26 protein-coding genes are annotated in these 24,173 nt (G+C 61.8%); 11 read left to right on the top strand and 15 right to left on the bottom strand.

Going from position 1 to position 24,173, the window contains the following annotated elements:
• Window positions 1-129: 129 nt before the first annotated feature.
• From trmD to ffh, 5 genes are all read right to left on the bottom strand, one after another.
• Window positions 130-813 carry a tRNA (guanosine(37)-N1)-methyltransferase TrmD gene (trmD, locus tag B5P46_RS30700; RefSeq protein ID WP_129422022.1) on the bottom strand — a complete coding sequence of 228 codons (684 nt, stop codon included), beginning with the start codon at window positions 811-813 and terminating at the stop codon, window positions 130-132.
• 4 nt (window positions 814-817) lie between these two features.
• Window positions 818-1,387, bottom strand: coding sequence for a ribosome maturation factor RimM (rimM, locus tag B5P46_RS30695; RefSeq protein WP_129422021.1), 570 nt, complete (start codon window positions 1,385-1,387; stop codon window positions 818-820).
• Between the two features lie 112 nt (window positions 1,388-1,499).
• Window positions 1,500-1,868: a 30S ribosomal protein S16 gene (gene rpsP / locus B5P46_RS30690; protein WP_017989737.1), complete on the bottom strand. Its 369-nt coding sequence runs from the start codon at window positions 1,866-1,868 to the stop codon at window positions 1,500-1,502.
• A 48-nt stretch (window positions 1,869-1,916) separates the two neighbouring features.
• Window positions 1,917-2,237 carry a chorismate mutase gene (locus B5P46_RS30685; RefSeq protein WP_129422020.1) on the bottom strand — a complete coding sequence of 107 codons (321 nt, stop codon included), beginning with the start codon at window positions 2,235-2,237 and terminating at the stop codon, window positions 1,917-1,919.
• A gap of 16 nt (window positions 2,238-2,253) precedes the next feature.
• Window positions 2,254-3,840 carry a signal recognition particle protein gene (gene ffh / locus B5P46_RS30680; protein WP_018481790.1) on the bottom strand — a complete coding sequence of 529 codons (1,587 nt, stop codon included), beginning with the start codon at window positions 3,838-3,840 and terminating at the stop codon, window positions 2,254-2,256.
• 469 nt (window positions 3,841-4,309) lie between these two features.
• Here ffh and B5P46_RS30670 point away from each other — a divergent pair, with 469 nt between their 5' ends.
• The 6 genes from B5P46_RS30670 to B5P46_RS30645 all read left to right on the top strand — a co-directional run bounded on the left by B5P46_RS30670 (window position 4,310) and on the right by B5P46_RS30645 (window position 9,741).
• Window positions 4,310-4,534: a hypothetical protein gene (locus B5P46_RS30670; protein ID WP_017962453.1), complete on the top strand. Its 225-nt coding sequence runs from the start codon at window positions 4,310-4,312 to the stop codon at window positions 4,532-4,534.
• 113 nt (window positions 4,535-4,647) lie between these two features.
• On the top strand, window positions 4,648-5,553 hold the full coding sequence (gene dapF, locus B5P46_RS30665; protein ID WP_129422019.1) for a diaminopimelate epimerase: 906 nt from the start codon (window positions 4,648-4,650) through the stop codon (window positions 5,551-5,553).
• Complete coding sequence (gene mtaB / locus B5P46_RS30660) at window positions 5,550-6,824, top strand: tRNA (N(6)-L-threonylcarbamoyladenosine(37)-C(2))-methylthiotransferase MtaB (RefSeq protein WP_129422018.1); 1,275 nt, start codon at window positions 5,550-5,552, stop codon at window positions 6,822-6,824. The genes dapF and mtaB overlap by 4 nt, the downstream gene beginning before the upstream one ends.
• A gap of 16 nt (window positions 6,825-6,840) precedes the next feature.
• The gene (ftsY, locus tag B5P46_RS30655; protein WP_129422017.1) at window positions 6,841-8,436 is read left to right on the top strand and encodes a signal recognition particle-docking protein FtsY; all 1,596 of its coding nucleotides are present in this window, start codon (window positions 6,841-6,843) and stop codon (window positions 8,434-8,436) included.
• Between the two features lie 76 nt (window positions 8,437-8,512).
• A complete protein-coding gene (locus B5P46_RS30650; RefSeq protein ID WP_129422016.1) occupies window positions 8,513-9,157 on the top strand; it encodes a septation protein A in 645 nt (214 codons plus the stop codon).
• Window positions 9,154-9,741 carry a DUF2585 domain-containing protein gene (locus tag B5P46_RS30645; RefSeq protein ID WP_129422015.1) on the top strand — a complete coding sequence of 196 codons (588 nt, stop codon included), beginning with the start codon at window positions 9,154-9,156 and terminating at the stop codon, window positions 9,739-9,741. Before B5P46_RS30650 ends, B5P46_RS30645 begins: the two co-directional genes overlap by 4 nt.
• Before the next feature lie 34 nt (window positions 9,742-9,775).
• Here B5P46_RS30645 and B5P46_RS30640 read toward each other — a convergent pair whose 3' ends face one another.
• Genes B5P46_RS30640 through ccmA form a run of 5 tightly spaced genes read right to left on the bottom strand, consistent with a single transcriptional unit; the run spans window position 9,776 to window position 12,732 of the window.
• Window positions 9,776-10,384, bottom strand: a complete 609-nt coding sequence (locus tag B5P46_RS30640; protein WP_129422014.1) for a DsbE family thiol:disulfide interchange protein — start codon at window positions 10,382-10,384, stop codon at window positions 9,776-9,778.
• Entirely contained in the window at window positions 10,381-10,560 is a 180-nt protein-coding gene (ccmD, locus tag B5P46_RS30635; protein WP_129422013.1) for a heme exporter protein CcmD, read from the bottom strand. The genes B5P46_RS30640 and ccmD overlap by 4 nt, the downstream gene beginning before the upstream one ends.
• Before the next feature lie 2 nt (window positions 10,561-10,562).
• A complete protein-coding gene (locus tag B5P46_RS30630) occupies window positions 10,563-11,324 on the bottom strand; it encodes a heme ABC transporter permease (protein ID WP_129422012.1) in 762 nt (253 codons plus the stop codon).
• Between the two features lie 48 nt (window positions 11,325-11,372).
• Complete coding sequence (ccmB, locus tag B5P46_RS30625) at window positions 11,373-12,032, bottom strand: heme exporter protein CcmB (RefSeq protein WP_129422011.1); 660 nt, start codon at window positions 12,030-12,032, stop codon at window positions 11,373-11,375.
• A 52-nt stretch (window positions 12,033-12,084) separates the two neighbouring features.
• Entirely contained in the window at window positions 12,085-12,732 is a 648-nt protein-coding gene (gene ccmA, locus B5P46_RS30620; protein WP_129422010.1) for a heme ABC exporter ATP-binding protein CcmA, read from the bottom strand.
• Between the two features lie 262 nt (window positions 12,733-12,994).
• Here ccmA and acnA point away from each other — a divergent pair, with 262 nt between their 5' ends.
• The 3 genes from acnA (at window position 12,995) to B5P46_RS30605 (ending at window position 17,546) form a co-directional block, all read left to right on the top strand.
• Window positions 12,995-15,685: an aconitate hydratase AcnA gene (gene acnA, locus B5P46_RS30615; RefSeq protein ID WP_129422009.1), complete on the top strand. Its 2,691-nt coding sequence runs from the start codon at window positions 12,995-12,997 to the stop codon at window positions 15,683-15,685.
• Between the two features lie 348 nt (window positions 15,686-16,033).
• The gene (locus B5P46_RS30610; protein WP_129422008.1) at window positions 16,034-16,774 is read left to right on the top strand and encodes a DUF1223 domain-containing protein; all 741 of its coding nucleotides are present in this window, start codon (window positions 16,034-16,036) and stop codon (window positions 16,772-16,774) included.
• A 370-nt stretch (window positions 16,775-17,144) separates the two neighbouring features.
• Window positions 17,145-17,546, top strand: coding sequence for a DUF2794 domain-containing protein (locus B5P46_RS30605; protein WP_129422205.1), 402 nt, complete (start codon window positions 17,145-17,147; stop codon window positions 17,544-17,546).
• Window positions 17,547-17,552: 6 nt separating this feature from the next.
• Here B5P46_RS30605 and B5P46_RS30600 read toward each other — a convergent pair whose 3' ends face one another.
• The 4 genes from B5P46_RS30600 to B5P46_RS30585 form a co-directional block, all read right to left on the bottom strand.
• Window positions 17,553-18,107 carry a GNAT family N-acetyltransferase gene (locus tag B5P46_RS30600; RefSeq protein ID WP_129422007.1) on the bottom strand — a complete coding sequence of 185 codons (555 nt, stop codon included), beginning with the start codon at window positions 18,105-18,107 and terminating at the stop codon, window positions 17,553-17,555.
• Between the two features lie 110 nt (window positions 18,108-18,217).
• Window positions 18,218-18,946: a Bax inhibitor-1/YccA family protein gene (locus B5P46_RS30595; RefSeq protein WP_129422006.1), complete on the bottom strand. Its 729-nt coding sequence runs from the start codon at window positions 18,944-18,946 to the stop codon at window positions 18,218-18,220.
• Between the two features lie 180 nt (window positions 18,947-19,126).
• Window positions 19,127-21,670, bottom strand: a complete 2,544-nt coding sequence (locus B5P46_RS30590) for an ABC transporter permease (protein WP_129422005.1) — start codon at window positions 21,668-21,670, stop codon at window positions 19,127-19,129.
• Window positions 21,667-22,374: an ABC transporter ATP-binding protein gene (locus B5P46_RS30585; RefSeq protein WP_129422004.1), complete on the bottom strand. Its 708-nt coding sequence runs from the start codon at window positions 22,372-22,374 to the stop codon at window positions 21,667-21,669. Before B5P46_RS30585 ends, B5P46_RS30590 begins: the two co-directional genes overlap by 4 nt.
• Before the next feature lie 72 nt (window positions 22,375-22,446).
• On the opposite strand from B5P46_RS30585, the gene B5P46_RS30580 reads away from it, so the two are divergent.
• Window positions 22,447-23,091 (top strand): arylesterase, encoded by a 645-nt coding sequence (locus B5P46_RS30580; protein WP_129422003.1) that lies wholly within the window; start codon window positions 22,447-22,449, stop codon window positions 23,089-23,091.
• Between the two features lie 68 nt (window positions 23,092-23,159).
• Complete coding sequence (gene thpR / locus B5P46_RS30575) at window positions 23,160-23,753, top strand: RNA 2',3'-cyclic phosphodiesterase (protein WP_129422002.1); 594 nt, start codon at window positions 23,160-23,162, stop codon at window positions 23,751-23,753.
• Here thpR and B5P46_RS30570 read toward each other — a convergent pair.
• On the bottom strand, window positions 23,660-24,160 hold the full coding sequence (locus B5P46_RS30570) for a low molecular weight protein-tyrosine-phosphatase (protein ID WP_129422001.1): 501 nt from the start codon (window positions 24,158-24,160) through the stop codon (window positions 23,660-23,662). The genes thpR and B5P46_RS30570 overlap by 94 nt on opposite strands.
• Window positions 24,161-24,173: the final 13 nt, after the last annotated feature.

Here is a 24,173-nt window from a genome sequence, read left to right as displayed (position 1 = left end):
TGCGAAATCAGCCGTTTTTCTCGCTTTACAGCGCCGTGCGTCGTTTTCAGCCGCGCAAAGGACGCTGTAACATTTTGAATCTACGCATCGTGCTTTGCGAAATTCGATCCCGATTTTCCGGGCGATGGGCTAGCCTTTTTCCAGCAGATCTGGCCGCCGCTCCCGCGTCAGCCGCACGGCTTCCTGATGCCGCCACTTTTCGATGGCGCCGTGGTTGCCCGAGGTGAGGATCGAGGGGATTTCCCAGCCTTCCCATTCCTGCGGCCGGGTATAATGCGGATGTTCCAGCAGTCCGCCTTCGAAGCTTTCGTGCAGGCCGGAAAGAACGTTGCCCATGACACCAGGCAGGATGCGAATAATCGCATCGAGCACGACCAGCGCCGCCGGCTCGCCGCCTGATAGGACGTAGTCGCCGATCGAGACTTCTTCCAGTCCGCGCGCCTCGATCACCCGCTGGTCGACGCCCTCGAAGCGGCCGCAGACGATGATGACGCCGTCGCCCGCCGCGAGCTCGCGCACACGCTCCTGCCTCAGCGGCCGGCCGCGCGGGCTCATCAGCAGCCGCGGGCGGGTATCGTTTTCTGAGGCGCTGTCGATTGCGCGGGCGAGAATGTCTGGTTTCAGCACCATGCCGGCGCCGCCGCCGGCGGGAGTGTCGTCGACTGTGCGGTGTCTATCGGTGGCGAAGTCGCGAATCTGTACCGTGTCCAGCGACCATTGCCCCCGCTCCATCGCCTTGCCGGCGAGCGAGAAGCCCAGATGCCCCGGAAACATTTCCGGATAAAGTGTCAGCACGCTCGCCCGGAAAGCCATGGCGTCACTTCTTCTTTTTCGGCTTGTCCGCGGTGAATTTCGAAAGCTCTTCGGGATCGTCGGCCAGACCCGCCGCCAGCGGATCGATCAGCAGCGTGCCGGCCTCGAGGTCGATCTCCAGCACCGAGGCTTCCGAGAAGGGGATCAGCACCGGGCGTTTGCCCGGACCTTTGAGTTCCAGCAGGTCGCCGGCGCCGAAATCGAAGACGCCGGTGACGGTGCCATAGCTGACACCCTTGTCGTCGCGCGCCTCGAGCCCCTCGAGATCGGCATAGTAGAACTCGTCTTCGTCCAGCTCCTCGTCCGGCAGGTTGTCCCGCTCGATATAGAGTTCAAGCCCGTTCAGAGCCTCGGCGGCATTGCGGTCGTTGACGCCGCGGAAACGGACGACGACGACATTCTTCATCTCGCGGATTTCGAGGACTTCGAAGCTGCGGCCATCCATGCTGTGCAGATGGCCGTAATCGCCAAGCGCGCCGGGATCGGCCGTATAGGCCTTGGCGCGCACCTCGCCCCGGAGGCCCTGCGCGCCACCGATCGTCGCCATCAGAACGGGGTTTTCAAGCTTGGTCATGGGTTCCTTCATGTGAAGCCGAAAGACAGGTTTCTCATAAACGAAGTGCGTGCGATTGGAAACGAAAACGGGCGGCATGTCGCCATGCCGCCCGCTCTAAGGAAAGTCGCGATTATTCCGCGGCGTCGGCAGCAGCAGCGGCGTCGGCAACCTTCTGAGCCTTTTCGGCGGCGCGTTCCTGGGCGCGCTTGCCAGGCTTTGCCTTGACCGGGTTGTTCTTGACTTCGCGCTTGGCAACGCCGGCCTCATCGAGGAAGCGCAGAACGCGGTCGGTCGGCTGGGCGCCGTGTTCGATCCAGTGCTTGATGCGCTCGGCGTTCAGCTGAACGCGCTTCTCATCGTCCTTGGCAAGCATCGGGTTCCAGGAACCGAGGTTTTCGAGGAAGCGGCCGTCACGCGGGCTGCGCGCATCAGCGAGAACGACGTGGTAGTACGGGCGCTTCTTGGAACCACCGCGGGCGAGACGAATTTTCAGTGCCATGTTCTTTACTCCTTGGGCTTTTCTTGACCGCTTTCTTGAGCGGTACGGTTATCGGGCTGCAGCGCTCTGTTCAGCGTGATCCGCAGCGATCTGCTCATGATGCCGGATGACTTCCTTTATGACGAAGTTCAGGAACTTCTCGGCGAAATCCGGGTCCAGATTGGCGTCTTTCGCCAGCTGGCGAAGGCGTTCGATCTGGTATTCCTCGCGCGCCGGGTCGGCCGGCGGCAAATTGTATTTGGCCTTCAGCACGCCGACCTCTTTGGTGCAGCGGAAGCGTTCGGCCAGCATGTGCACGAGAGCGGCATCGATATTGTCGATCGACTGACGATAGCTCGCGAGCTGGGCTTTGACGTTTGGATCAATCATGGGGCAAGCGATCCTTTCACTTCTTCTTCGGCAATCCGGGCAATCCCGGGAAACCACCGCCAAGGCCCGGCAGCTTGGCGCCGCCGAGGCCCGACAAACCACCCGGCAGACCGCCGAGACCGGGCATACCCCCACCCGGCTTTCCAAGCCCCGCCGCTTCCGCCTGCTTCTGCAAGGCCTCGAGCTGTCGGGGATCGATATTCGAGAGATCGGGCATGCCGCCACCCATGCCGCCCATGCCGCCGCCGAGCCCCATCTTGCCGGCAAGGCCGCCCATCATCTGCTTCATCATGCCGCCTTTGCCCTTGCCGCCCATCATCTTCATCATGTCCGCCATCTGGCGGTGCATCTTCAGAAGCTTGTTGATGGCGGCGGCATCGGTGCCGGAGCCGGCAGCGATGCGCTTCTTGCGCGAATGCTTGAGCAGGTCGGGATTGGTGCGCTCGGCCTTGGTCATCGACTGGATGATGGCGATCTGGCGGCCGAAAAGCTTGTCGTCGAGGCCGGCTGCGGCCATCTTGTCCTTCATGCCGGCCATGCCGGGCATCATGCCCATGATGCCGCCCATGCCGCCCATCTTCTGCATCTGGCGCAGCTGGTCGGCGAGGTCGTCGAGGTCGAACTTGCCCTTGGCCATCTTGGCGGCCATGGCGGCCGCCTTCTCGGCGTCGATGTTCTCCGCCGCGCGCTCGACGAGCGAGACGATGTCGCCCATGCCGAGGATGCGGTCGGCGATGCGGCGGGGATGGAATTCCTCCAGCTCGCTCATCTTCTCGCCGACGCCGATCAGCTTGATCGGCTTGCCGGTGACGGCGCGCATCGAAAGGGCGGCACCGCCGCGGCCATCGCCGTCCATGCGGGTCAGCACCAGACCGGTGATGCCGACACGTTCGTCGAAACTGCGGGCGAGGTTGACGGCGTCCTGACCGGTGAGGCTGTCGGCGACCAGCAGGATTTCATGCGGGTTCGAGCGCTTCTTGATGTCGGCCATCTCGACCATCAAGGGCTCGTCAATATGCGTGCGGCCGGCGGTATCGAGGATGACGACGTCGTGGCCGCCGAGCTTTGCCGCCTGGACGGCGCGGGCGGCGATATCGGTCGGCGACTGGCCTGATATGATGGGCAGCGTGTCGATATTGGCCTGCGCACCGAGCTGGCGAAGCTGCTCCTGGGCTGCCGGACGGCGCGTGTCGAGCGATGCCATCAGCACCTTCTTCTTTTCGCGCGTCGACAGGCGATGGGCGATCTTGGCCGACGTCGTCGTCTTGCCGGAGCCCTGCAGGCCGACCATCATGACGACGACCGGGGCCGGGGCATGCAGGTCGATGCCGACGCCTTCGCCACCCAGCATCTCGATCAGTTCGTCATGCACGATCTTGACGACCATCTGGCCGGGCTTGATCGACTTCAGGATCTCGGCGCCGACGGCCTTTTCACGCACGCGGTCGGTGAAGGAACGCACGACGTCGAGCGCGACGTCGGCCTCCAGCAACGCACGGCGAACCTCGCGCAGCGCTGCGGAAACATCGGCTTCCGAAAGCGCGCCACGGCCTGTCAGTCCATTCAGAATGGATCCAAGACGGTCCTGGAGGTTTTCAAACATCGGCTCTTCCTTGATACGTTTCGGGCGGGTTCTTACCTGCCCGGAAACGTCGTGCTTTTCCTTGACGAAAACAAGACGCAAAGCCAAAAAGCACCCGAGGGCGCATCGCGCTGTCGGGTGTTGACCTCCGGGATCTCAGGTCCCGGTCGGCGGCTCGGAGTCATGTGGCTCGTCGCGGATTGGGCGCGATAAACAGGAAAGCCGCGCGAAAGTCAAGGCGATGCGGACAAATGACCGCATGACGGACTTCTCAGAAGCCGTATCACCTAGTGGTTGCAGCCAAAGTACATATTCAAACAAACCGATGTATCAGCCTGAGTAGTCCGCCATACTTCCAGCTTTTGCCGATAATTATTCCAGTCGGGGCCCGAATTCGCTGTCAACGCCAGTTGCAAATTATTCGGCTTATGATTCTACTTTCTACTTAAGTGCGTCCTGTAAAATGATTCGTGAATATCCTTGATGCCGAATGAATCGGCGGAGATATCGAATGCTAAATGCTGATATTGAGAGCTGGGCGCTGGCGCGGGCCCATCATATTGTCCTGAACGAAGGCCTGAATCTTGCGAAGGCGGCACAGGATCTGGATCGCAAGCGGTCCCGTTCGCTGGTCTACGAGCTGAGAAAGGTCATCACCGCAGCTATTGTCGAAGCCCATGCTGCGTCCTTCGATCCCGACGGGGCACAGCGGTAAAAGCCGAACTGCCTCGAAAGGGTCGGCAGACCGCACGCCTGTCCGGCACCCACCCACTGGTAATTCCTTCGCATTTCCGCCATATACACCGGAAAGACAGACGGAATGGTACCATGAGCGCAACGGTCGAATTCGCGAGGATGAACGGGCTTGGCAACAAGATCCTGGTCGTCGATATGCGCGGCCGGCCGGATAAGGTGACGCCGGCGGCGGCGGTCGCGCTCAATGCCGATCCGCAGACTGAGTTCGATCAGATCATGGCGATCCATGATCCGAAGGCCGAAGGCACCGATGCCTTCATCGATATCCTGAATTCAGATGGCTCGAAGGCGCAGGCCTGCGGCAACGGCACGCGCTGCGTCGTGCAGGCGCTTGCCGCCGAGACCGGCAAGAAGGCCTTCACCTTCCAGACGGTTGCCGGCATCCTGAATGCCGTCGAGCACGAGGACGGGACGATCTCCGTCGATATGGGCCGGCCGGTCTTCGATTGGGACAAGATCCCGCTGGCGGAAGAATTCCACGACACCAGCCGCATCGAGTTGCAGATCGGCCCGATCGACAATCCGGTGCTGCATTCGCCTTCGGCAATGTCGATGGGCAATCCGCATGCGATCTTCTGGGTGGACAGGGACGTGATGTCCTATGATCTCGCCCGCTTCGGACCGTTGCTCGAAAACCACCCTATGTTTCCCGAGCGCGCCAATATCACGCTGGCGCAAGTGACCTCGCCGACATCGGTGACGACGCGCACCTGGGAGCGCGGCGCGGGACTGACGCTTGCCTGCGGCTCGGCTGCCTGTTCCGCCGCCGTCAGTGCTGCGCGCACCGGCCGCACCGGCCGCAAGGTGACGATCAATGTGGCAAGCGCCAAGCCGCCGGCCACGCTTTCCATCGAATGGCGCGAGCGCGACGATCATGTCATCATGACCGGCCCGGCCGAATGGGAATGGTCGGGCAGGGTCGATCCTTCGACCGGTCTCTGGTCGCGCGATGGTACCCGAGAGGCGGAGGCGCAGTGAGCGGCATCGAGGTCATTACCTTCGGCTGCCGCCTCAACACATATGAATCCGAAGTGATGAAGGCGCAGGCTGAAAAGGCCGGGCTCAACAACGCCATCCTGGTCAATACCTGTGCCGTGACCGGCGAGGCCGTGCGCCAGGCTCGCCAGGCGATCCGGCGGGCACGGCGGGACAATCCGCATGCCCGCATCATCGTCACCGGCTGCGCCGCGCAGACGGAAAAGCAGACTTTCGCGGCGATGGCAGAGGTCGATGCCGTGCTCGGCAACGAGGAGAAGCTGACGAGCGCTTCTTATCGCAGCCTGCCGGATTTCGGCGTTTCGGCCGAAGAGAAGCTCCGCGTCAACGACATCATGAGCGTCAAGGCGACGGCGCCGCAGATGGTCAGGCATATCGACGGCCATGTGCGCGCCTTCATCCAGGTGCAGAATGGCTGCGACCATCGCTGCACTTTCTGCATCATTCCCTATGGCCGCGGCAATTCCCGCTCCGTACCGATGGGAGCCGTCGTCGATCAGGCCCGCAAGCTCGTCGACGGCGGTTATTGCGAGATCGTGCTGACCGGCGTCGATGCCACCAGCTATGGCGGCGATCTGCCGGGCACCCCGACGCTCGGGCTTTTGGCGAAGACGCTGCTGAAACAGATCCCCGATATCCGCCGCCTGCGGCTTTCCTCGATCGACAGCATCGAGGCCGATGCCCATCTGATGGATCTCATCGCAGACGAGCCACGTTTCATGCCGCATCTGCATCTTTCGCTGCAGCATGGCGACGACATGATCTTGAAGCGCATGAAGCGCCGGCATTTACGCGCCGATGCGTTGCGTTTCATCGAGGATGCGCGCCGCCTCCGCCCCGAGATGAGCTTCGGCGCCGATATGATTGCCGGCTTTCCCACCGAAACCGAAGAGATGTTCGAGAATGCCGTGAGGCTGGCCGAAGATGCTGGCATCGCCCATCTGCATGTCTTCCCCTACAGTCCGCGTCCCGGCACGCCCGCCGCCCGCATGCCGCAGCTCGACCGGCCGCTGGTCAAGGATCGCGCCGCAAGGCTGCGCGCCGCTGGACATAGGCTGCATCAATCCCATCTCGATGGGATGATCGGAACCCGGCAATGGCTGCTTGTTGAAAACAATGGCCTGGCGCATACGGAGAACTTCACGCTGGTCGCTGCCCCCGGCCTCCGTCCCGGCGAACTTGTGCCGGTCACGATCACCGGCCACAATGGCAAACATCTCGACATGCAATTGACGGCCGCAGCCGCGGCCTGACTTTCACGGAATCCCCATGGCGCTCAGTTTCATCAAAAAGGTCTTCACCTTCGGCAAGCCGGCTGAAGAACCTGTGCCTGCGGCCGTGGAAAGAGAGCTGGAGCGGCGTTCGCGCGACGAAGATCTGCCGGTTGCCGACGATCCGGTGCTGGCCGAGGAAATGGATACGGCCGGCGGGCCGGCCGCCGATATTGACGAGGGCGGGGTCGAAGCACCGGTTGCTGACGATGATGTCGAATCCTCAATGCTGCCAGCTGCGGACCAGCTGAGCGATATGGGTGTCGTACCGCTTTCATTGCTGGAAGCCGAGGCGGCAGCGGAGGTGGAGGCTGAAAGCCAGACGGTCGCCGAACCCGTTACGGAAATACCCGCTTCTGTCCCTCCGGAACATTTCCCCGACGAGGCGGGAGATTCTCTGGAGACCGGAGCGCTAGAACAGCCGGCTGACCTCGAAGAGATCGTCGAAAAGCTTCCGGAAGAGATTCCGACTGAGCCGGAAGAGTTTCCAGCTGAGGATGATGCAGGGCTGGATTCGCCCTCCCAGCCAATCTCCCCATCTGTGGGGGAGATGCCCGGCAGGGCAGAGGGGGGTAGCCCCGCGGCAGAACCGGAGAGTGGCTCTCCCATCCTCCCCAAAGGCTTCGCCACCGGCCCGAAGGTCGTCGAGCCGGAGCCGGTTGCCCTGCAGCTGAGGCTCAGCTGGTTCCAGCGTCTCCGTAACGGCCTTGCACGCACATCCTCGCAACTGACCAACCAGATCACCGCGCTCTTTACCAAGCGCAAGCTCGATGACGAGACGCTGCAGGATCTTGAGGATCTGCTCATCCAGGCCGATCTCGGCGTCGAGACCGCGATGCGCGTCACCGATACGCTCTCTTCCGAACGCTACGGCAAGGATGTCACCGGCGAGGATGTCAGCCGGATCATGGCGTCCGAAATCGCCAAGGTCCTGAAGCCGGTCGCCAAGCCGCTGCAGCTCGACCTCTCGCACAAGCCGCATGTCATCCTCGTCGTCGGCGTCAACGGCACCGGCAAGACCACGACGATCGGCAAGCTTGCGGCAAAGCTTTCCGGCGCTGGGCTGAAGGTGATGCTGGCTGCCGGCGATACTTTCCGTGCGGCGGCGATCGAGCAGCTGAAAATCTGGGCCGACCGGACGAAATCCGAATTCATCGGCACCAGGCTCGGCGCCGATGCCGCCGGCCTTGCCTATGATGCCTTCGAACAGGCAAAGGCGAAAAAATGCGACGTGCTGATCGTCGATACCGCTGGCCGCCTGCAGAACAAGGCAGAGCTGATGGCCGAGCTCGAGAAGATCGTGCGCGTGCTCGGCAAACTGGATCCCGATGCACCGCATACCGTGCTGCAGACGCTCGATGCCACGACCGGGCAGAACGCGCTCAGCCAGGTCGAGATCTTCCGCAACGTCGCCGGCGTCAACGGGCTGATCATGACCAAGCTCGACGGCACGGCGCGCGGCGGCATCCTTGTCGCCATCTCCGCCAAGCACAAGCTGCCGGTCTATTTCATCGGCGTCGGCGAGGGCGTCGAGGATCTGGAACCGTTCGAGGCCGAGGATTTTGCCCATGCCATTGCCGGACTTGGGCAATGATGCCACAGATATGCCGCCGAAAGCCTGCAGGCCACGGCCGGAAACAGGTTTCCAGGAAAACAGGTTTGAAGAACGCATGAGCACCGAAAGCGATATTACCCCGTCTGCTGCCGACCGGCATCATCCGCTGCTGAAACTGGCGCTGGAACTCGGGCCGCTGATGATCTTCTTCTTCGCCAATCTGCGTGGCCAGTGGCTGGTGGAGACGTTTCCTGCTCTTTCCGAATTGGGCGGACCGCTGTTCGTCGCGACCGGCCTCTTCATGGCGGCGACGATCATCTCGCTGATCGTTTCGAAGATCGTGCTCGGCCATCTGCCGATCATGCCCTTCGTCTCCGGCATTGTCGTCGTCATCTTCGGCTCGCTGTCGATCTGGCTGCAGAACGAGACTTTCATCAAGATGAAGCCTACCATCGTCAACGCGCTCTTCGGGGTGGCGCTGCTCGGCGGGCTGGCCTTCGGCAAGTCGCTGCTCGGCTATGTCTTCAACGCCGCGTTCCAGCTCGACGCCGAGGGCTGGCGCAAGCTCACCATCCGCTGGGGCATCTTCTTTCTTTTCCTTGCCGTGCTGAACGAAGTCGTCTGGCGCAATTTTTCCGACGGTACCTGGGTCGCCTTCAAGGTCTGGGGCACGATGCCGATCACCATCATCTTCACGCTGGCGCAGATGCCGCTGGTGCTGAAACATAGCGTCAAGCTGGAAACGGAAGGCGAGAAGTGAGCGCTGTCGACGTAGAGTCTCGCGTAAGACACCAGAACTTCTGGTTTGTCGCCTGCCTTGCGGTGCTGATCATTCAGATCGCTGCCGAATTTATGATGGGCCGCGTACCGATCTGCGCCTGCGGTTATGTCAAACTGTGGGAGGGTGGGGTCAATACCAGCGGCAATTCGCAGCATCTGTCGGATTGGTACACGCCGTCGCACATCATCCACGGATTCCTGTTTTACGGCCTCGCGCATCTCATCCTGCGCCGCAAGCCGCTGGCGGCAAAGCTGCTGCTGGCGCTCGTCATCGAATCCGGCTGGGAGCTGCTCGAAAACTCCCCTCTCATCATCGACCGTTACCGTACGGCGACGATCGCGCTCGATTATTACGGCGACAGCATCCTGAATTCGGCGATGGACACCGTCTTCATGTGCGTCGGCTTCTTCTTCGCGCGTCGCGCACCGGTGGCGCTCACGGTTGCGATCGCCATCTTCTTCGAGATTTTCACCGGCTACATAATCCGCGACAACCTGACGCTCAATGTTGTGATGCTGATCTGGCCGGTGGAGGCGATCAAAGTCTGGCAGGGCGGGGTGTAGGGTTTCTTTGTTCTAACTTTTGTGGATCACTCAGTCAGGAAGCCGGCTTCCCGAGCGCCTTTTCCATCGCAGGAAAAAGCCCTTCCTTCAGGCTGATATCGTCGAAGGGGCCGACGCGCTTGTAGAGGATCGTGCCGTCTGGCCCGACCAGATAACTTTCCGGAATGCCGTAGACACCCCAATCGATCGCTGCCTTACCGTTCGGATCGATGCCGATCGCCCGAAAGGGGTTGCCGAGTTCGCCGAGGAAACGCAGGGCGTTGTCGCTCTGGTCCTTGTAATTGATGGCGACGATGTTCAGCCGTCCGTCTTTTGCCAGCTCTTTTAATAGCGGATGTTCGTCCCGGCAGGGGAGGCACCATGAGGCGAAGACGTTGACGAGGGTCAACTTGCCCTTGATTGCGACATCGGTCAGCGCCGGCAGGTTGGCGCCGTCGAGCGGCGGCAGGTTGAGCGCCGGCGCCTTGGTGCCGATCAGGGCGGAGGGAATTTCGGCGATATTCTTGCCATGGAAATCCTGGTCGTAGAGCATCTTTGCGGCCGTGGCCGCAATACCGCCGAAGACGACGAGCGGCAGCAGCGCCAATGCGTAGCGGCTCAGCCCTCGCGGCTTGGCGGCGGTGTTTTCGGGCGTGTCGTTCATTCGCCATCCCCCACACTGTCCTTGGGGCGCGCCGAACGGCGGCGGATGCCGGCAGCCTCAAGGGCTGCAAGTTCGCTGCGGCGGGCGCGGCCATCGGCCCAGGTCCAGACCGTGACGGCGATCGTCACCAGGGCTGCAAAGCCATAGGAGGCGTAGACGTAGAAGGCATGCGTCACGATTATTCCTCCCGGCTCGCCATGCGGGCGGCAAGACGGCGCTGGGCGGCAATGCGGCGGCGCCAGATCTCGTTCCTCATCGCCATGATGTGCAGCGTGAAGAAGAGCAGAGTGAAGGCGATCGCCATGACGAAGAGCGGCCGCAGGAATTCCGGATCGATCGCCGGGCCGTCGAGGCGCAGCACGCTTGCCGATTGGTGCAGCGTGTTCCACCACTCGACCGAGAATTTGATGATCGGGATGTTGACGAAGCCGACGAGGATGAGCACGGCGCTGACGCGCGCCGCCTTCGACGGATCGTCGATGGCGCGGCTGAGCGCGATCAGCCCGAGATACATCAGGAAGAGGACGAAGACGGAGGTCAGCCGCGCATCCCAGACCCACCAGGTGCCCCACATCGGCTTGCCCCAGAGCGAACCGGTGACGAGTGCGAGCAGGGTAAAGGCGGCGCCGAGCGGGGCTGCGGCCTTGGCGGAGACATCGGCCAGCGGATGGCGCCAGACCAGCGTACCGATCGCCGAGACGCTCATGATTGTATAGCACATCATCGAAAGCCAGGCCGAAGGCACATGCACATACATGATGCGCACGGTCTCGCCCTGCTGGTAATCGCCTTCGGTGGCGAAGCTCAGATAGAGGCCGACCGCGAAACAGAGGGCGGTGATGCCGGCCAGCCACGGAATGGCGCGCGCCGCCAGCGTCAGAAACCGCGTCGGGTTGGCGAGATCACTGAATTTGCTGATGGCAAGGCTCGTTTCGCTCATGTCCGCTTCCTTACCTTGATCCGGCTTTTCCCGCAATCGAATGGCCCATCAATCCGCTGTGTTTCGCAGCGCCAGGGCGGCTGCTGCCGGGCCGATGACGGCGAAGAAGAGTGTCAGCGCAATGAGGATCAGGAAGGGCGGCAGGAAGGGGGCGGGATCCTCGACTGCGGCATAGGTGGCGCTGACGCCGAAGATCAGCACCGGAATGGTCAGCGGCAGCACGAGGATCGAGACCAGCAAGCCGCCGCGGGGCAGCGCCACGGCAACGGCAGCACCGACGGCGCCGATGAAGGTGATGGCGGGCGAGCCGACCAGCAGCGTCAGCATGGTCGCGCCGATTGCCGTCTCGTCCATGTTCATGAAGAGGCCGAGCAGCGGCGAGGCGATGACGAGCGGCAGGCTGGTGGCCGTCCAGTGGGCGAAGCATTTGACCAGCACCGTCAGGACGAGCGGTGTTTCCTGCATCAGCATCAGGTCGAGCGATCCGTCATCGCGCTCGGCCTGGAACAGGCGGTCGAGGCCGAGAAGGGCGGCGAGCAGCGCGCCGATCCAGACAATGGCGGGCCCGATGCGCGCCAGCAGCTTGAGATCGGGACCGACGCCGAAGGGAATGACGGCGACGATGGTCAGAAAGAACAGCACGCCTATCAGCGCGCCGCCGCCGGCGAGAATCGAGAGCTTCAGGTCACGGAGGAAGAGGGCGGTCATGCGGGGCGGCTCTCTGCATGTGCGGTTAACGGGGTAGCTACGTCGAGAAGCATCAACCCCAAATCCCCGCATCCACGCCGGCAAAGCCCGTCATCTTCAATTCCTGCGAATTCCTCAGCCCCAACGGTTGGTGCGTCGCCACCAGCACGATGCCGCCCTTTGCCAGATGCGCCGCGATCAAATCGGCAAGCAGCCGGTCGGCGCTGGCATCGAGTGCCGCTGTGGGTTCGTCGAGGATCCAGACGGGGCGGTGGGCGACGAGCAGTTTGGCGAAGGCGAATCGCCGCTGCTGGCCGGCGGAGAGATAACCGAAGGGAAGGTGGGTGATGCCGGAAAGGCCGACCGCTTCGGCGGCGTCCTCGACGGCAAGGCCGGCGTCGCCGCCTGTATTGCCGAGAAAGGCGCGCCAGAAATCGAGGTTTTCTGCAACCGTAAGTTCATTCTTCATCGCATTTCTATGGCCGAGGTAGTGGCTTACTTCGCCGGCATGTCCGTCTGCCCCGCTCTCTCCATCGTGGAAGATGACGGTGCCTTTTTCCGGCCTCAGCAGGCCGGCGGCCACACGCAACAAAGTGGACTTTCCCGATCCATTTCTACCGGTCAGCACAAGCGCCTCGCCGGCTGCCAAGTGAAAGGAAATGTTAACGAAAATGAGTTCCTCACCGCGCCTTGCAGCCAGATTTTCGGCGGTGAGATGCATGCGTCGGCTCTTTCCTGGTTTCGGCTTGCTGCGGGGTCAAAAAATGTCCGATTTTGACTGTGCTCGGGTATGGCAAGTTTTTAGGAAATTATCTATAAGACCTGCAACCACGCCAGCGGTCGGCGTGAATTTCATCCTTGCGCCGAACTTGGAGCGTCTGTTCCACGTGCGGACAGCGGAAATGGCCGTACCCGCATCCTGATGTGCATTAAGTGCATAGGCGTTCGCACGACTGTGTTGGCTATCAGAAACGGGGTATCTCGTGTCTAAATCTCTTGACAGTTTCAATTGTCGTTCCACGCTTTCCGTCAACGGGAAGGACTATGTCTATTACAGCCTGCCCAAGGCTGAGGCAAACGGTCTGGCCGGCGTGTCGAAGCTTCCCTATTCGATGAAGGTGCTGCTCGAAAACCTGCTGCGCTTCGAAGACGGCCAGTCGGTCACCAAGGAGCACATCCTGGCCGTTGCCGAATGGCTGAACAATAAGGGTGCGGTCGAAAACGAAATCGCCTATCGCCCGGCGCGCGTGCTGATGCAGGACTTCACCGGCGTTCCCGCCGTCGTCGATCTTGCCGCCATGCGCGACGCGATGGTGTCGCTTGGCGGCGATCCCGAGAAGATCAACCCGCTCGTTCCCGTCGATCTCGTCATCGACCACTCCGTCATCGTCGACGAATTCGGCACGCCGCAGGCTTTCGCCAGGAATGTGGAGCTGGAATACCAGCGCAACGGCGAGCGCTACCGCTTCCTGAAGTGGGGCCAGCAGGCCTTCAAGAATTTCCGCGTCGTGCCTCCCGGCACCGGTATCTGTCATCAGGTCAATCTCGAATATCTCGGCCAGACCGTCTGGACCAAGGAAGAAGACGGCGAGACGATCGCCTATCCGGATACCTGCGTCGGCACCGACAGCCACACGACGATGATCAACGGTCTCGGCGTTCTCGGCTGGGGTGTGGGCGGTATCGAAGCGGAAGCTGCGATGCTCGGCCAGCCGGTCTCGATGCTGCTGCCCGAAGTCATCGGCTTCAAGCTGACCGGCAAGCTCAAGGAAGGCGTCACGGCGACCGACCTCGTTCTCACCGTCGTGCAGATGCTGCGCAAGAAGGGCGTCGTTTCGAAGTTCGTCGAATTCTTCGGCCCCGGCATGGACAACATGCCGCTCGCCGACCGCGCGACGATCGGCAATATGGGTCCGGAATACGGCGCCACCTGCGGCTTTTTCCCGGTCGACGGCGAAACCATCAATTACCTCACTATGTCCGGCCGCACGCATGACCGGATCGCCCTCGTCGAAGCCTATTCGAAGGCGCAAGGCATGTGGCGTGACGGCGACGGTTCCGAGCTCGTCTTCACCGATACGCTGGAACTCGATCTTAGCGACGTCGTGCCGTCGATGGCCGGCCCGAAGCGTCCGGAAGGCCGCATTTCGTTGGAGAACATCGCGACCGGTTTTGCCGGCTCTATGGATGCCGACTACAAGAAGCCCGGCCAGCTGAACAACCGCTATGCGGTTGAAGGCACCGACTTCGATCTCGGCCACGGCGACGTGGCGATCGCGGCCATCACGTCGTGCACCAACACCTCCAACCCGTCAGTGCTGATCGCCGCTGGCCTTCTTGCCCGCAACGCCGTTGCCAAGGGCCTGAAGACGAAGCCGTGGGTGAAGACCTCGCTGGCACCTGGAAGCCAAGTCGTCGGCGAATATCTCGCCAAGTCGGGCCTGCAGGCCGATCTCGACAAGCTTGGCTTCAACCTCGTCGGCTTCGGCTGCACCACCTGCATCGGCAATTCCGGCCCGCTGCCGGCACCGATCTCGAAGACGATCAACGACAAGGGCCTTATCGTTTCCGGCGTTCTCTCCGGCAACCGCAACTTCGAAGGCCGCATCTCGCCCGACGTGCAGGCGAACTACCTCGCATCCCCGCCGCTCGTCGTCGCTTACGCGCTCGCCGGCACGGTGCAGATGGATCTGACCAAGGAGCCGATCGGCGAGGACCAGAGCGGCAATCCTGTTTATCTCAAGGACATCTGGCCGACCTCTAAGGAAGTCCAGGAATTCATCCTGAAATACGTGACCCGCGAACTCTACGAAAGCAAATATGCCGATGTCTTCAAGGGCGACGTCAACTGGCAGGCCGTCCAGATCCCGCCGGGTCAGACCTATGCCTGGGACGACAATTCGACCTATGTGCAGAACCCGCCCTACTTCGTCGGCATGGGCAAAAAGGGTTCCGGCGTCTCCGACATCAAGGGCGCCCGCGTTCTCGGCCTGTTCGGCGACAAGATCACCACCGACCACATTTCGCCGGCCGGTTCGATCAAGGCGGCATCGCCGGCCGGCGCCTATCTCATCGACCACGACGTCGCCGTTGCCGACTTCAACCAGTACGGCACGCGCCGCGGCAACCATGAAGTGATGATGCGCGGCACCTTCGCCAATATCCGCATCCGCAACCATATGCTCGGTCCGAACGGTAAGGAAGGTGGCTACACCATCCACTACCCGTCGAAGGAAGAGACTTCGATCTACGACGCCGCGATGCAGTACAAGCAGGAAGGCGTGCCGCTCGTCATCTTCGCCGGTGTCGAATACGGCAACGGCTCCTCGCGCGACTGGGCTGCCAAGGGCACCAACCTGCTCGGCGTCAAGGCGGTGGTCGCCCAGTCCTTCGAGCGCATCCATCGCTCGAACCTGGTCGGCATGGGCATCATCCCCTTCGTCTTCGAAGAGGGCACGACCTGGCAGAGCCTCGGCCTCAAGGGCGACGAACTCGTCACCATCGAAGGTCTGGAAAAGATCAAGCCGCGCGAGAAGAAGATCGCCAGGATCACCTATGGCGACGGCACCGTGAAGGAGGTTCCGCTGCTGTCGCGCGTCGATACGCTCGACGAGGTGATCTACCTCAACAATGGCGGCATCCTGCAGACGGTTCTGCGCGATCTCGCTGCCTGATTTTCAGAGCATGATGCCGAAAAGTGTGAGCGGTTTTCGGACGACATCATGCTCTTCTTCTTTTATGTAGATCCGGATTCAGATTTTAGGCCGGGTCGGCCTAAAATCATCCGGATCTAAGAGACTCACACGATAATCGCCGCCGGAGAGCAGTTTTCCGGCGGCTTTTCTTTGCGGCGACAGTATTTTAACGGGGCTCACGATGATTTGTTTTACGCAAGTTCCTGTCGAGCTACGTCTCACCCGTTCGTGACTTTTCGTTTGGACCCGGAAGGATTATTCGTACGTTCATATGTCAGGGCCCCCGGTTCAAACATGCCGTCGGCGCTGAAAAAGAGGTGCAGGTGAATGTCCCCCCGTTTTTTGATTCCGCTGATCGCCGGCGTTGTTCTCTCAGGCCCGCTGCAGGCCGAAGACGGCACGCCGAAAGGTGTCGTCGAACTCTTCACGTCGCAGGGCTGCTCCTCCTGTCCTCCCGCTGATGCCGCTTTCCGCAAGCTGGTGAACCAGGGCGATGTCATCGCGCTCGCCTATCATGTCGATTACTGGAACTATCTCGGCTGGGCCGATACGCTGAGCTCCAAGGAAAACACCGAGCGGCAGTATGGCTATGCCAAGACGATGGGCCGCAGCAACGTCTACACGCCGCAGGCCATCGTCAATGGACGCGACCATCTGGCCGGCGCCGATCTGAATGGCATCAACAGCAAGATCGACACCTATAGCAGCGAAGGCAACGGGCTGACCGTTCCGATCAGTGCCGCGATGCGCGGCGACGAGCTGGAGATCAAGATCGGCGCGGGACAGGGCAAAGCCAATGTCGTGATGGTCTATTTCGATAAGGAAAAGACGATCGACGTCGAAAAAGGCGAGAACAGCGGCCAGAAGCTCTCCTATCTGCACAGCGTCACCAATGTCGAAACCGTCGGCATGTGGGATGGCAAGGCAACCAGTCTGACGCTGCCGGCCAGCGTCCTGCAGCGGCCGCAGCTCGAGGGCTGCGCCATCCTGCTGCAATCGGCGACCGCAGACGGCGATCCGGCTGCGATCCTTGGCGCGACCGTGGTGATGGCTGGCAAAAATATCTGAGATTCCATCCGGTTTCGGATGAAGTGCCGGGCGGCCCGGCTGAGCGTATTCGGGGCTGGGGTTAAGGTCGATACGCTCCGCCGGGCCCTTTGGCGCGCTGGCGCCAAACCCGAATTCATAAATCTCCTGCAAATGAGGCGCTGTTTTGACTGAAATGCGGCGCTGCCGAGAAAGCGTTGACCTGTCCAGCGCATCATACTTTCCGAAAATCGAACCCAACTTTCGCAAGGCATGATGCGCTGACTCGAAGTGCTAAAGCGTCCTTGCGCGAGAGACGTGCGGCGGAATGTGACGGCCGGCACTCTTGCAATTTGCGGCGGCTCGGGCAAACTGTCACCCTCCTGTCACATGTGGAGGCCTTGTGAGACTGATGACAGATCAGCCGGATTTGCGACACGGCGAAAGCCGTTCCGTCGACCACAGTTCCTCAGTCGTCGTCGATCTCAGGGAATACAAACAAAGCAAGGACCCGCTTCCGGTGACCTTCCACCGGCGCGAACTGGACGCGATCCTCTGGATCTACGGCCGGATGGTCGGTGATGGTGAATGGCGCGACTACGCCATCGATCACCTGAAGGACAGGGCGGTCTTTTCCGTTTTCAAGCGTTCCGGCGAAATGCCGCTCTTCCGCATCGAGAAAAACCCGAAGCTCGCCGCCAAGCAGGGCGCCTATTCCGTGATCAGCGTCAACGGCACGATCCTGAAGCGCGGTCACGAGCTGAACCAGGTGCTGAAGGTCTTCGACAAGGCCCTGAAGCTCGTCGACAAGTAAGCCGAATCAACCAGTAAACAGCGTGCCGGGATAGGCTGACGGGTCCGGATCGGTGCTCATGCCTTCGCCGAGGACGCGCTGCATGAACATCGTATCCAGCCAGCGGCCGTGCTTGTAGCCGGTGCCCTTCATCAGACCAACCTCCTCGAAGCCGGCCGTGCGATGGAGCGCGATCGATGCGGGACTGGCGCCACCGATGACGGCCGCCATCTGACGAAAGCCGAGGGTGGTGCAGCGGATGATCAGTTCGGCGAGCAGCGCCTTGCCGATGCCGTGGCCGCGGGCTTGCGGCGCCAGATAAATCGAATCCTCGACCAGCCAGCGATAGGCAGGACGCGTGCGGAAGGCCGAGGCATAGGCGTAGCCGAGCAAGGCCCCGTCCGTGCCGATGGCTGCGATATAGGGATACTGGCTGACGATGGCCGCAAAACGTTGCGCCATCTCGGCCTCGGAGGGCGGGACGATCTCATAGCTGGCGACGCCGTTCAGGACCGATTCGCGATAGATATCGGCAATGGCGGGAATATCGGCGTTCGAAGCATCGCGCAGGAGGAAGGACATTTCAGCAGCATATCCATAAGGGCGGCAAGGGCTTTCTAAAACCATTCCGTGAAAGCCTACGCAACAAAAAAGGCGGCCGAAGCCGCCTTTTCGATCTCAGTCGGTCCTGCTTATTTACGGTTGCCCATGAACTGCAGCAGGAACATGAAGAGGTTGATAAAGTCGAGATAGAGCGTCAGCGCACCCATGATCGCCTTGCGACCGGCCACGGCGACGTCATCGGCTTCCAGGTACAATTCCTTGATCCGCTGCGTATCGTAGGCGGTGAGGCCTGCGAAGATCAGCACGCCGAGCACCGAGATCGCGAACTGCACGGCAGACGATGCCAGGAAGATGTTGACGATCGAGGCGATGATCAGGCCGAACAGACCCATGATCAGGAACGAGCCCATCGCCGACAGGTCACGCTTCGTCGTGTAGCCGTAAAGCGACAGCGCGCCGAAGGAGGCAGCGGTGACGAAGAAGGTCTGAACGACGCTCTGGCCCGTGTAGATCAGGAAGATCGACGAGAGCGACAGGCCGACGAGCGCGGCGTAGACCGCAAAGGTCGTCTGGGCGGCGGCCACCGTCATGCTATTGATCCGGAAGCTCAGGAAGAACACCAGAGCCAGCGGCGCCAGAATGACCACCCACTTCAGCGGGCTCACATAGATCGCCTGACCGAAAGCGGTCAGCTCACCATTGGCGAAGGCGAATTGGAACGACAGATATGCGGCCACCCCGGTGATCGCCAGACCCAGCGCCATCAGGTTGTAGACCTTGAGCATATAAGCGCGCAGGCCTTGATCAATCATCTCGCCGGTCTGAGCGCGGCTTTGATAGTTACGAAGATCAGCCATAGTTTCCTCTTACAAGCTCCGATGGAGATACGGTGTCGGGGTTTTCGACCCGGGCGCCGCTGCGGAGCTCCAGCATGCCTGTGGATAATATGAGGCTTTCGCGCATCGCAAACAAGAGGCTTGCAAAGGCTCGGCTGGTTAAATCGCCGTAAGGTGAAGGGTTTGGGTGCCGCTGGCCGGTCAAAGCTCGCGCAAGACGGGGGCCGCCTTCTGCCCAAGGATGCGCCAGGTGCCGATAAGACCGATGCCGACGGTGAGGACGAGCGCGGTCACCAGCGTCAGTCCCGCCACGTCGGGCAGAAAGGCCGAGGGCAGGCGCATGATGCGGGCGACGATGAACCAGGCGGCGGCGCTGCCAGCGATCAGCGCGAAGATCGCGGTCGCCAGCCCAAGGATCAGATATTCGTAGCTGAAGGCGCGGATCAGCATGGCGCGCGTGGCGCCGAGCGTCTTCAACACCACCGCGTCGTGGGTGCGCGCCCGGTTTCCGGCGGCAAGCGCGCCGGCAAGGACGAGGATCGAGGCGATGAGGGCAACCGAGGCTGCGGCGCGGATCGCGGTCGCAAGCTGTGCGACCAGCTGGTTGACGATATCGATCGCGTCCTTGACGCGCACACTGGTAATCGTCGGATAGGTGTTGGTGACGGATTTCAGGATCGCCGCATCTTCGGCCGGTGTCGAAGAGGGATCGGTCAGCGTCGCGAGCCACGCATGCGGGGCGCCGCGGAAGGTATTCGGCGAGAAGACCATGACGAAATTGATCGACAGCGATTCCCACTCGACGCGGCGCAGATTGGCGATCTTCGCCGTGATGTTGCGGCCGAGCACGTTGACGGTCACCGTATCGCCGATCTTGAGGCCGAGCTCATGCGCCTCTTCCGAGGAGAAGGAGACGAGCGGCTCGCCGCTGTAATCCTTGTCCCACCATTTGCCTTCGGTGACGGCGGCGTTCTCCGGCAGGGTTTGGGCATAGGTGATGCCGCGATCGCCGTTCAGCACCCAGCGGCCGGCTGCCGGCACGTTCATCTTGGTGACGTCCTCGCCGTTGAAGGCGATGATCCGGCCGCGCAGCATCGGCACTTCGACGAGCTTGCCCTGGGGCGCTTGGCCCTGGACGAGATCGCGGAAGGCACCGACCTCGGCGCTCTGGATATCGACGAAGAAGAAGTTCGGCGCACCCTCGTTCATGCGGCCGGTCAGCTGCTGGCGCAGGTTCCCGTCGATCAGGGTCAGCGTCACCAGCAATGCCAGGCCAAGGCCGAGCGAGAGCACGACCGAGGGCGTCAGTGCGCCGGGGCGGTGGATGTTGCCGATCGCAAGCCGCAGCGCCGGCGAATTGACGCGCGGGCTGCGGCGCGCGAGCCAGGCGATCAGGGCGGCGACGAGGCGCAGGACGACGAAGGCGAAGACGATCGCGCCGACGAAGACGACGGCGATGAAGCGGTCATAGGCGGTGAGGATGGCAAGGCCGGCAAGGGCGGCCATGAACAGGGCGGCAAGCAGGATGTAGGGCCAGGAGGGCAGGTGGCGGGCCTCGAAGCCCTGCTCGCGGAAGAGTGCGGTCGCCGGCACTTCGCGGGCATGGCCGAGCGGCAGGATGGCGAAGGCGAGCGTCGTCAGAATGCCGAAGAGCGTGGCAAGCAGCAGGGCGCCGGGATAAAGGGTCGGCGCGGTCGAGACCGGCAGGAAATGTGCCAGGAATTGCGCGGCGAGCATCGGCGACAGGGCGCCGATGACGAGGCCGATCAGGATGCCACCGAGAGCGATGATGGCGATCTGGAAAAGATAGATCAGAACGACGACCTGCGCCGGCGCGCCGAGACATTTGAAGGTGGCGATGGTGGTGCGCTTGGCATCGAGGAAGGCGCGCACCGCATTGGCGACACCGACGCCGCCGACGATCAGCGCGGTGAGGCCGACCAGCGTCAGGAACTGCGAGAAGCGGGTGATGTTTTCGGTGAGCGAGGGCGCGGCGCGGTCGCTGGTGCGGATCGCCCAGCCGGCGGAGGGAAACTCCTTGGAGGCGCGCGCCTGGATGCCCGACATCGCGCCCTTGTCGTCCAGCCGGATCTTATAGGCATGTTCGACCAGGCTTCCGGTCTGGATCAGCCCGGAGGCTTGGAGCGCCTGGCGGCTGACGAGCAGACGCGGCGCAAAGCCAAAACCTTCCGACAGTGCATCCGGCTCGGTTTTCATCGTGCCGGTGATGCTGAGCTTGACGTTGCCGAGCAGCAATTCGTCGCCGACCGCAAGCCCGAGCCGATCGAGAAGCAGTGGGGCTGCGACCGCACCATAGGTGCCGCTTTGGCCCGAAAGCAGAGCTGCAAGCGGATAGTCCGGCTCGGCGACGAACTTGCCGTAGAGCGGGTAGGCGTCATCGACGGCCTTGACCTCGACCAGCGCCTGATCGGAACCGTCGGGCTTGCGGGCCATCGAGCGCAGGCCTGTTGACAGCGAAACGGTGCCGAGGCCTTCGAGGAAACCTATTTCCTGAGGTGTGGCTTCGCGGTTGTTGAGTTCGAAGCGGACGTCGCCGGCCAGCAGTTCCTGTCCCTGCGAGGCGATCGTGTCGGTGATCGACTGCGAAACGGAATTGACGGCGGCAATCGCGCCGGTGCCGAGCGCGATGCAGGCAAGGAAGATATAGAAGCCGCGGATGCCGCCGCGCAGCTCGCGCAGCGCCAGGCGAAAAGCGAGCGAGACGCGTGGCGTGATGATCCTCATGCGATCGCCGCTTCGCTGCGGCGGGCGGCGCTGTCGCCTTCGATCCTGCCGGAGCGGACGCGAATCTGGCGCGAGCATCGGTTTGCAAGCGAGACGTCGTGGGTGACGAGAAGTAGGGTCGTGCCGCGTTCGGCCTGCTTGGAGAACAGAAGGTCGGCGATCTGGCGGCCGGTCTCGGTGTCGAGATTGCCGGTCGGCTCGTCGGCGATCAGCAGGGCAGGCGAGGGGGCGAGCGCCCTGGCAATCGCCACGCGCTGCTGTTCACCGCCGGAAAGCTGACCGGGATAGTGGTTCAGCCGTTCGCCGAGGCCGACCGATTTCAGCTCGCGATGAGCGATCTCGAAGGCGTTGGCGACATTGGCGAGCTCGAGCGGCACGGCGACGTTTTCCAGCGCCGTCATGTTGGCGATCAGGTGAAAAGACTGGAAGACGATGCCGATGTTGCGGCCGCGGAAATCGGCGACCTGGTCCTCGCTGAGGCTATGGAGCGGCGTGTCATTGATGTTGATCTCGCCGCTGTCGAGCCTTTCCAGCCCGGCAAGCACCATCAGCAGGGTGGATTTGCCGGAACCGGAAGGGCCGACGATGCCGACGGATTCGCCGGCCGCAATATCGAGATCGATGCCCTTCAGCACATGGACGGAGGCGGCTGCGCTGCCAAGGGTCAGATCGGCGCCCTTCAACTCGATAATGGTTTTTGCCAACAGAAATCGCCCTATATAAGTCGGTAATCGAAAGGCCGCATAACGGCACTTCGCCAATCTAGGGAAGCTAGCATGAGATTTAAAGTTGCCGCCCTTCAATTCACCGTCATCGCCGTCTCGCTGATCCTTGCCACTGCAGCCAATGCCCGGACGATCAATCTCGTCGGTTTTGGGGATAGTTTGATGGCGGGCTATCAATTGCCGCTCGGCGACGGCTTTCCGGAAAAGCTGCAGGCGGCCCTGAAGGCGAAGGGGCTCGATGTCACCATCGCCAATGCCGGGGTCTCCGGCGACACGACGACAGGGGGCCTTGCACGCATCGACTGGTCGGTACCCGACGGCACCGATGGGGTCATTCTCGAACTGGGCGCCAATGATGCGTTGCGTGGTATCCCGCCGGAGGAGAGCGAGAAGAATCTCGATCAGATGATTACCCGGCTAAAGGAGCGCGGGATTGCCGTGCTGCTCGCCGGTATCATAGCGCCGCCGAACATGGGAGCGGATTATGCCGCACGATTCAACCCGATCTATCAGAAGCTTTCGGAAAAACATGGGCTTCCCCTCTATGCCTTCTTCCTCGACGGCGTCGCGCTGGAGGCTGAGTTGAAGCTCGAAGACGGCATGCATCCAAATGCGAGAGGTGTCGACGTCATGGTCGAAAAGATGGAGCCTGCTGTCACAAATTTCGTCGAAGCGATTTCTTCTGTGAAGAATTAGGGGCTTGCGCGGTTGTTGATTGCATGATTCCGTGTGAGCACCTGCAAAAGATTCGGGGAGTGCTCGTGATGCCGAGACTGTTTACCGCCCTCGAAATTCCGCGCAATGCGGCGATGAGTCTTTCATTGCTGCGCGGTGGCCTCCCCGGAGCACGATGGATCGATGTGGAGAATTACCACATCACCCTGCGCTTCATCGGTGATGTCGATGGCCGGACGGCCGATGAAATCGTTGAACGCCTCGACCGGATCGACCGACCGGAATTCCAGTTCCGCCTCGAAGGCATCGGTTCGTTCGGATCGAAGAAGCCGCACTCGGTTTGGGCCGGCGTCTCGCAATCGCCTGAAATGCATGCGCTGCAGGGCGAGATCGAGCGCATCTGCCAGCGCATCGGCCTGCCGCCCGATCCCCGCAAATTCATGCCGCATGTAACGCTGGCGCGGCTCAAGTCCTCGCGGCTCGATGATGTCGTGCAATATCTGGCGGGGCGCGGTAACTTCCATACTTCAACGTTCACCGCGCCGCGCTTCGTGCTGCTTTCGTCGCGCGAATCGGTCGGTGGCGGGCCTTACCTCACCGAGGAAGTATTCCCGCTGCACGAGGCGCGCTCGACGCCCAGCGTTTCGAGCAGGCTGCTGCAGCCGGTCAAGAGCCTGGTGTAGACCAGCTCGAAACCACCTGGGCCGCCATAATAGGGATGGGGGATATCCTCTCCGGTTCCCAGCGCGATATCACCAAAGAGACGGATATTCGCCCCAGGCGGTGCGCTCTTGCTAAGAGCCGCCAGGTTGTCGCGGTCCATGGCGAGGATCAGATCGAAATCCCTGAAATCCCTCGGCTGGACGCGGCGGGCGCGCTGTCCCGATATGTCGATGCCGTGACTTTTCGCGGTGGCGATCGAACGCCGGTCGGGCGGCTCGCCTTCATGCCAGCCGCCGGTGCCGGCGGAATCGACCGTAAAACCGCCGGTCAAGCCTGCCTTGGCGACGAGATGGCCAAAAATTCCCTCCGCGAGCGGAGAACGGCATATATTGCCCATGCAAACGAAGAGGATGCTGATGCGTTTCATCGGTAACCTGTCG

The organism is Rhizobium leguminosarum (genome assembly GCF_004123835.1).
GTDB lineage: Bacteria > Pseudomonadota > Alphaproteobacteria > Rhizobiales > Rhizobiaceae > Rhizobium > Rhizobium leguminosarum_M.
Note: the sequence above shows the minus strand (reverse complement) of the source record. Positions and strands in the feature narration are given on the sequence as shown.

Excerpts from the sequence above, each read along its gene's own strand:
- trmD (WP_129422022.1), bottom strand. The coding sequence starts at position 813 with ATGGCTTTCCGGGCGAGCGTGCTGACACTTTATCCGGAAATGTTTCCG.
- rimM (WP_129422021.1), bottom strand. The coding sequence starts at position 1,387 with ATGACCAAGCTTGAAAACCCCGTTCTGATGGCGACGATCGGTGGCGCG.
- rpsP (WP_017989737.1), bottom strand. The coding sequence starts at position 1,868 with ATGGCACTGAAAATTCGTCTCGCCCGCGGTGGTTCCAAGAAGCGCCCG.
- B5P46_RS30685 (WP_129422020.1), bottom strand. The coding sequence starts at position 2,237 with ATGATTGATCCAAACGTCAAAGCCCAGCTCGCGAGCTATCGTCAGTCG.
- ffh (WP_018481790.1), bottom strand. The coding sequence starts at position 3,840 with ATGTTTGAAAACCTCCAGGACCGTCTTGGATCCATTCTGAATGGACTG.
- B5P46_RS30670 (WP_017962453.1), top strand. The coding sequence starts at position 4,310 with ATGAATCGGCGGAGATATCGAATGCTAAATGCTGATATTGAGAGCTGG.
- dapF (WP_129422019.1), top strand. The coding sequence starts at position 4,648 with ATGAGCGCAACGGTCGAATTCGCGAGGATGAACGGGCTTGGCAACAAG.
- ftsY (WP_129422017.1), top strand. The coding sequence starts at position 6,841 with ATGGCGCTCAGTTTCATCAAAAAGGTCTTCACCTTCGGCAAGCCGGCT.
- B5P46_RS30650 (WP_129422016.1), top strand. The coding sequence starts at position 8,513 with ATGAGCACCGAAAGCGATATTACCCCGTCTGCTGCCGACCGGCATCAT.
- B5P46_RS30640 (WP_129422014.1), bottom strand. The coding sequence starts at position 10,384 with ATGAACGACACGCCCGAAAACACCGCCGCCAAGCCGCGAGGGCTGAGC.
- B5P46_RS30630 (WP_129422012.1), bottom strand. The coding sequence starts at position 11,324 with ATGAGCGAAACGAGCCTTGCCATCAGCAAATTCAGTGATCTCGCCAAC.
- ccmB (WP_129422011.1), bottom strand. The coding sequence starts at position 12,032 with ATGACCGCCCTCTTCCTCCGTGACCTGAAGCTCTCGATTCTCGCCGGC.
- ccmA (WP_129422010.1), bottom strand. The coding sequence starts at position 12,732 with ATGCATCTCACCGCCGAAAATCTGGCTGCAAGGCGCGGTGAGGAACTC.
- B5P46_RS30610 (WP_129422008.1), top strand. The coding sequence starts at position 16,034 with ATGTCCCCCCGTTTTTTGATTCCGCTGATCGCCGGCGTTGTTCTCTCA.
- B5P46_RS30605 (WP_129422205.1), top strand. The coding sequence starts at position 17,145 with ATGACAGATCAGCCGGATTTGCGACACGGCGAAAGCCGTTCCGTCGAC.
- B5P46_RS30600 (WP_129422007.1), bottom strand. The coding sequence starts at position 18,107 with ATGTCCTTCCTCCTGCGCGATGCTTCGAACGCCGATATTCCCGCCATT.
- B5P46_RS30595 (WP_129422006.1), bottom strand. The coding sequence starts at position 18,946 with ATGGCTGATCTTCGTAACTATCAAAGCCGCGCTCAGACCGGCGAGATG.
- B5P46_RS30590 (WP_129422005.1), bottom strand. The coding sequence starts at position 21,670 with ATGAGGATCATCACGCCACGCGTCTCGCTCGCTTTTCGCCTGGCGCTG.
- B5P46_RS30580 (WP_129422003.1), top strand. The coding sequence starts at position 22,447 with ATGAGATTTAAAGTTGCCGCCCTTCAATTCACCGTCATCGCCGTCTCG.
- thpR (WP_129422002.1), top strand. The coding sequence starts at position 23,160 with ATGCCGAGACTGTTTACCGCCCTCGAAATTCCGCGCAATGCGGCGATG.
- B5P46_RS30570 (WP_129422001.1), bottom strand. The coding sequence starts at position 24,160 with ATGAAACGCATCAGCATCCTCTTCGTTTGCATGGGCAATATATGCCGT.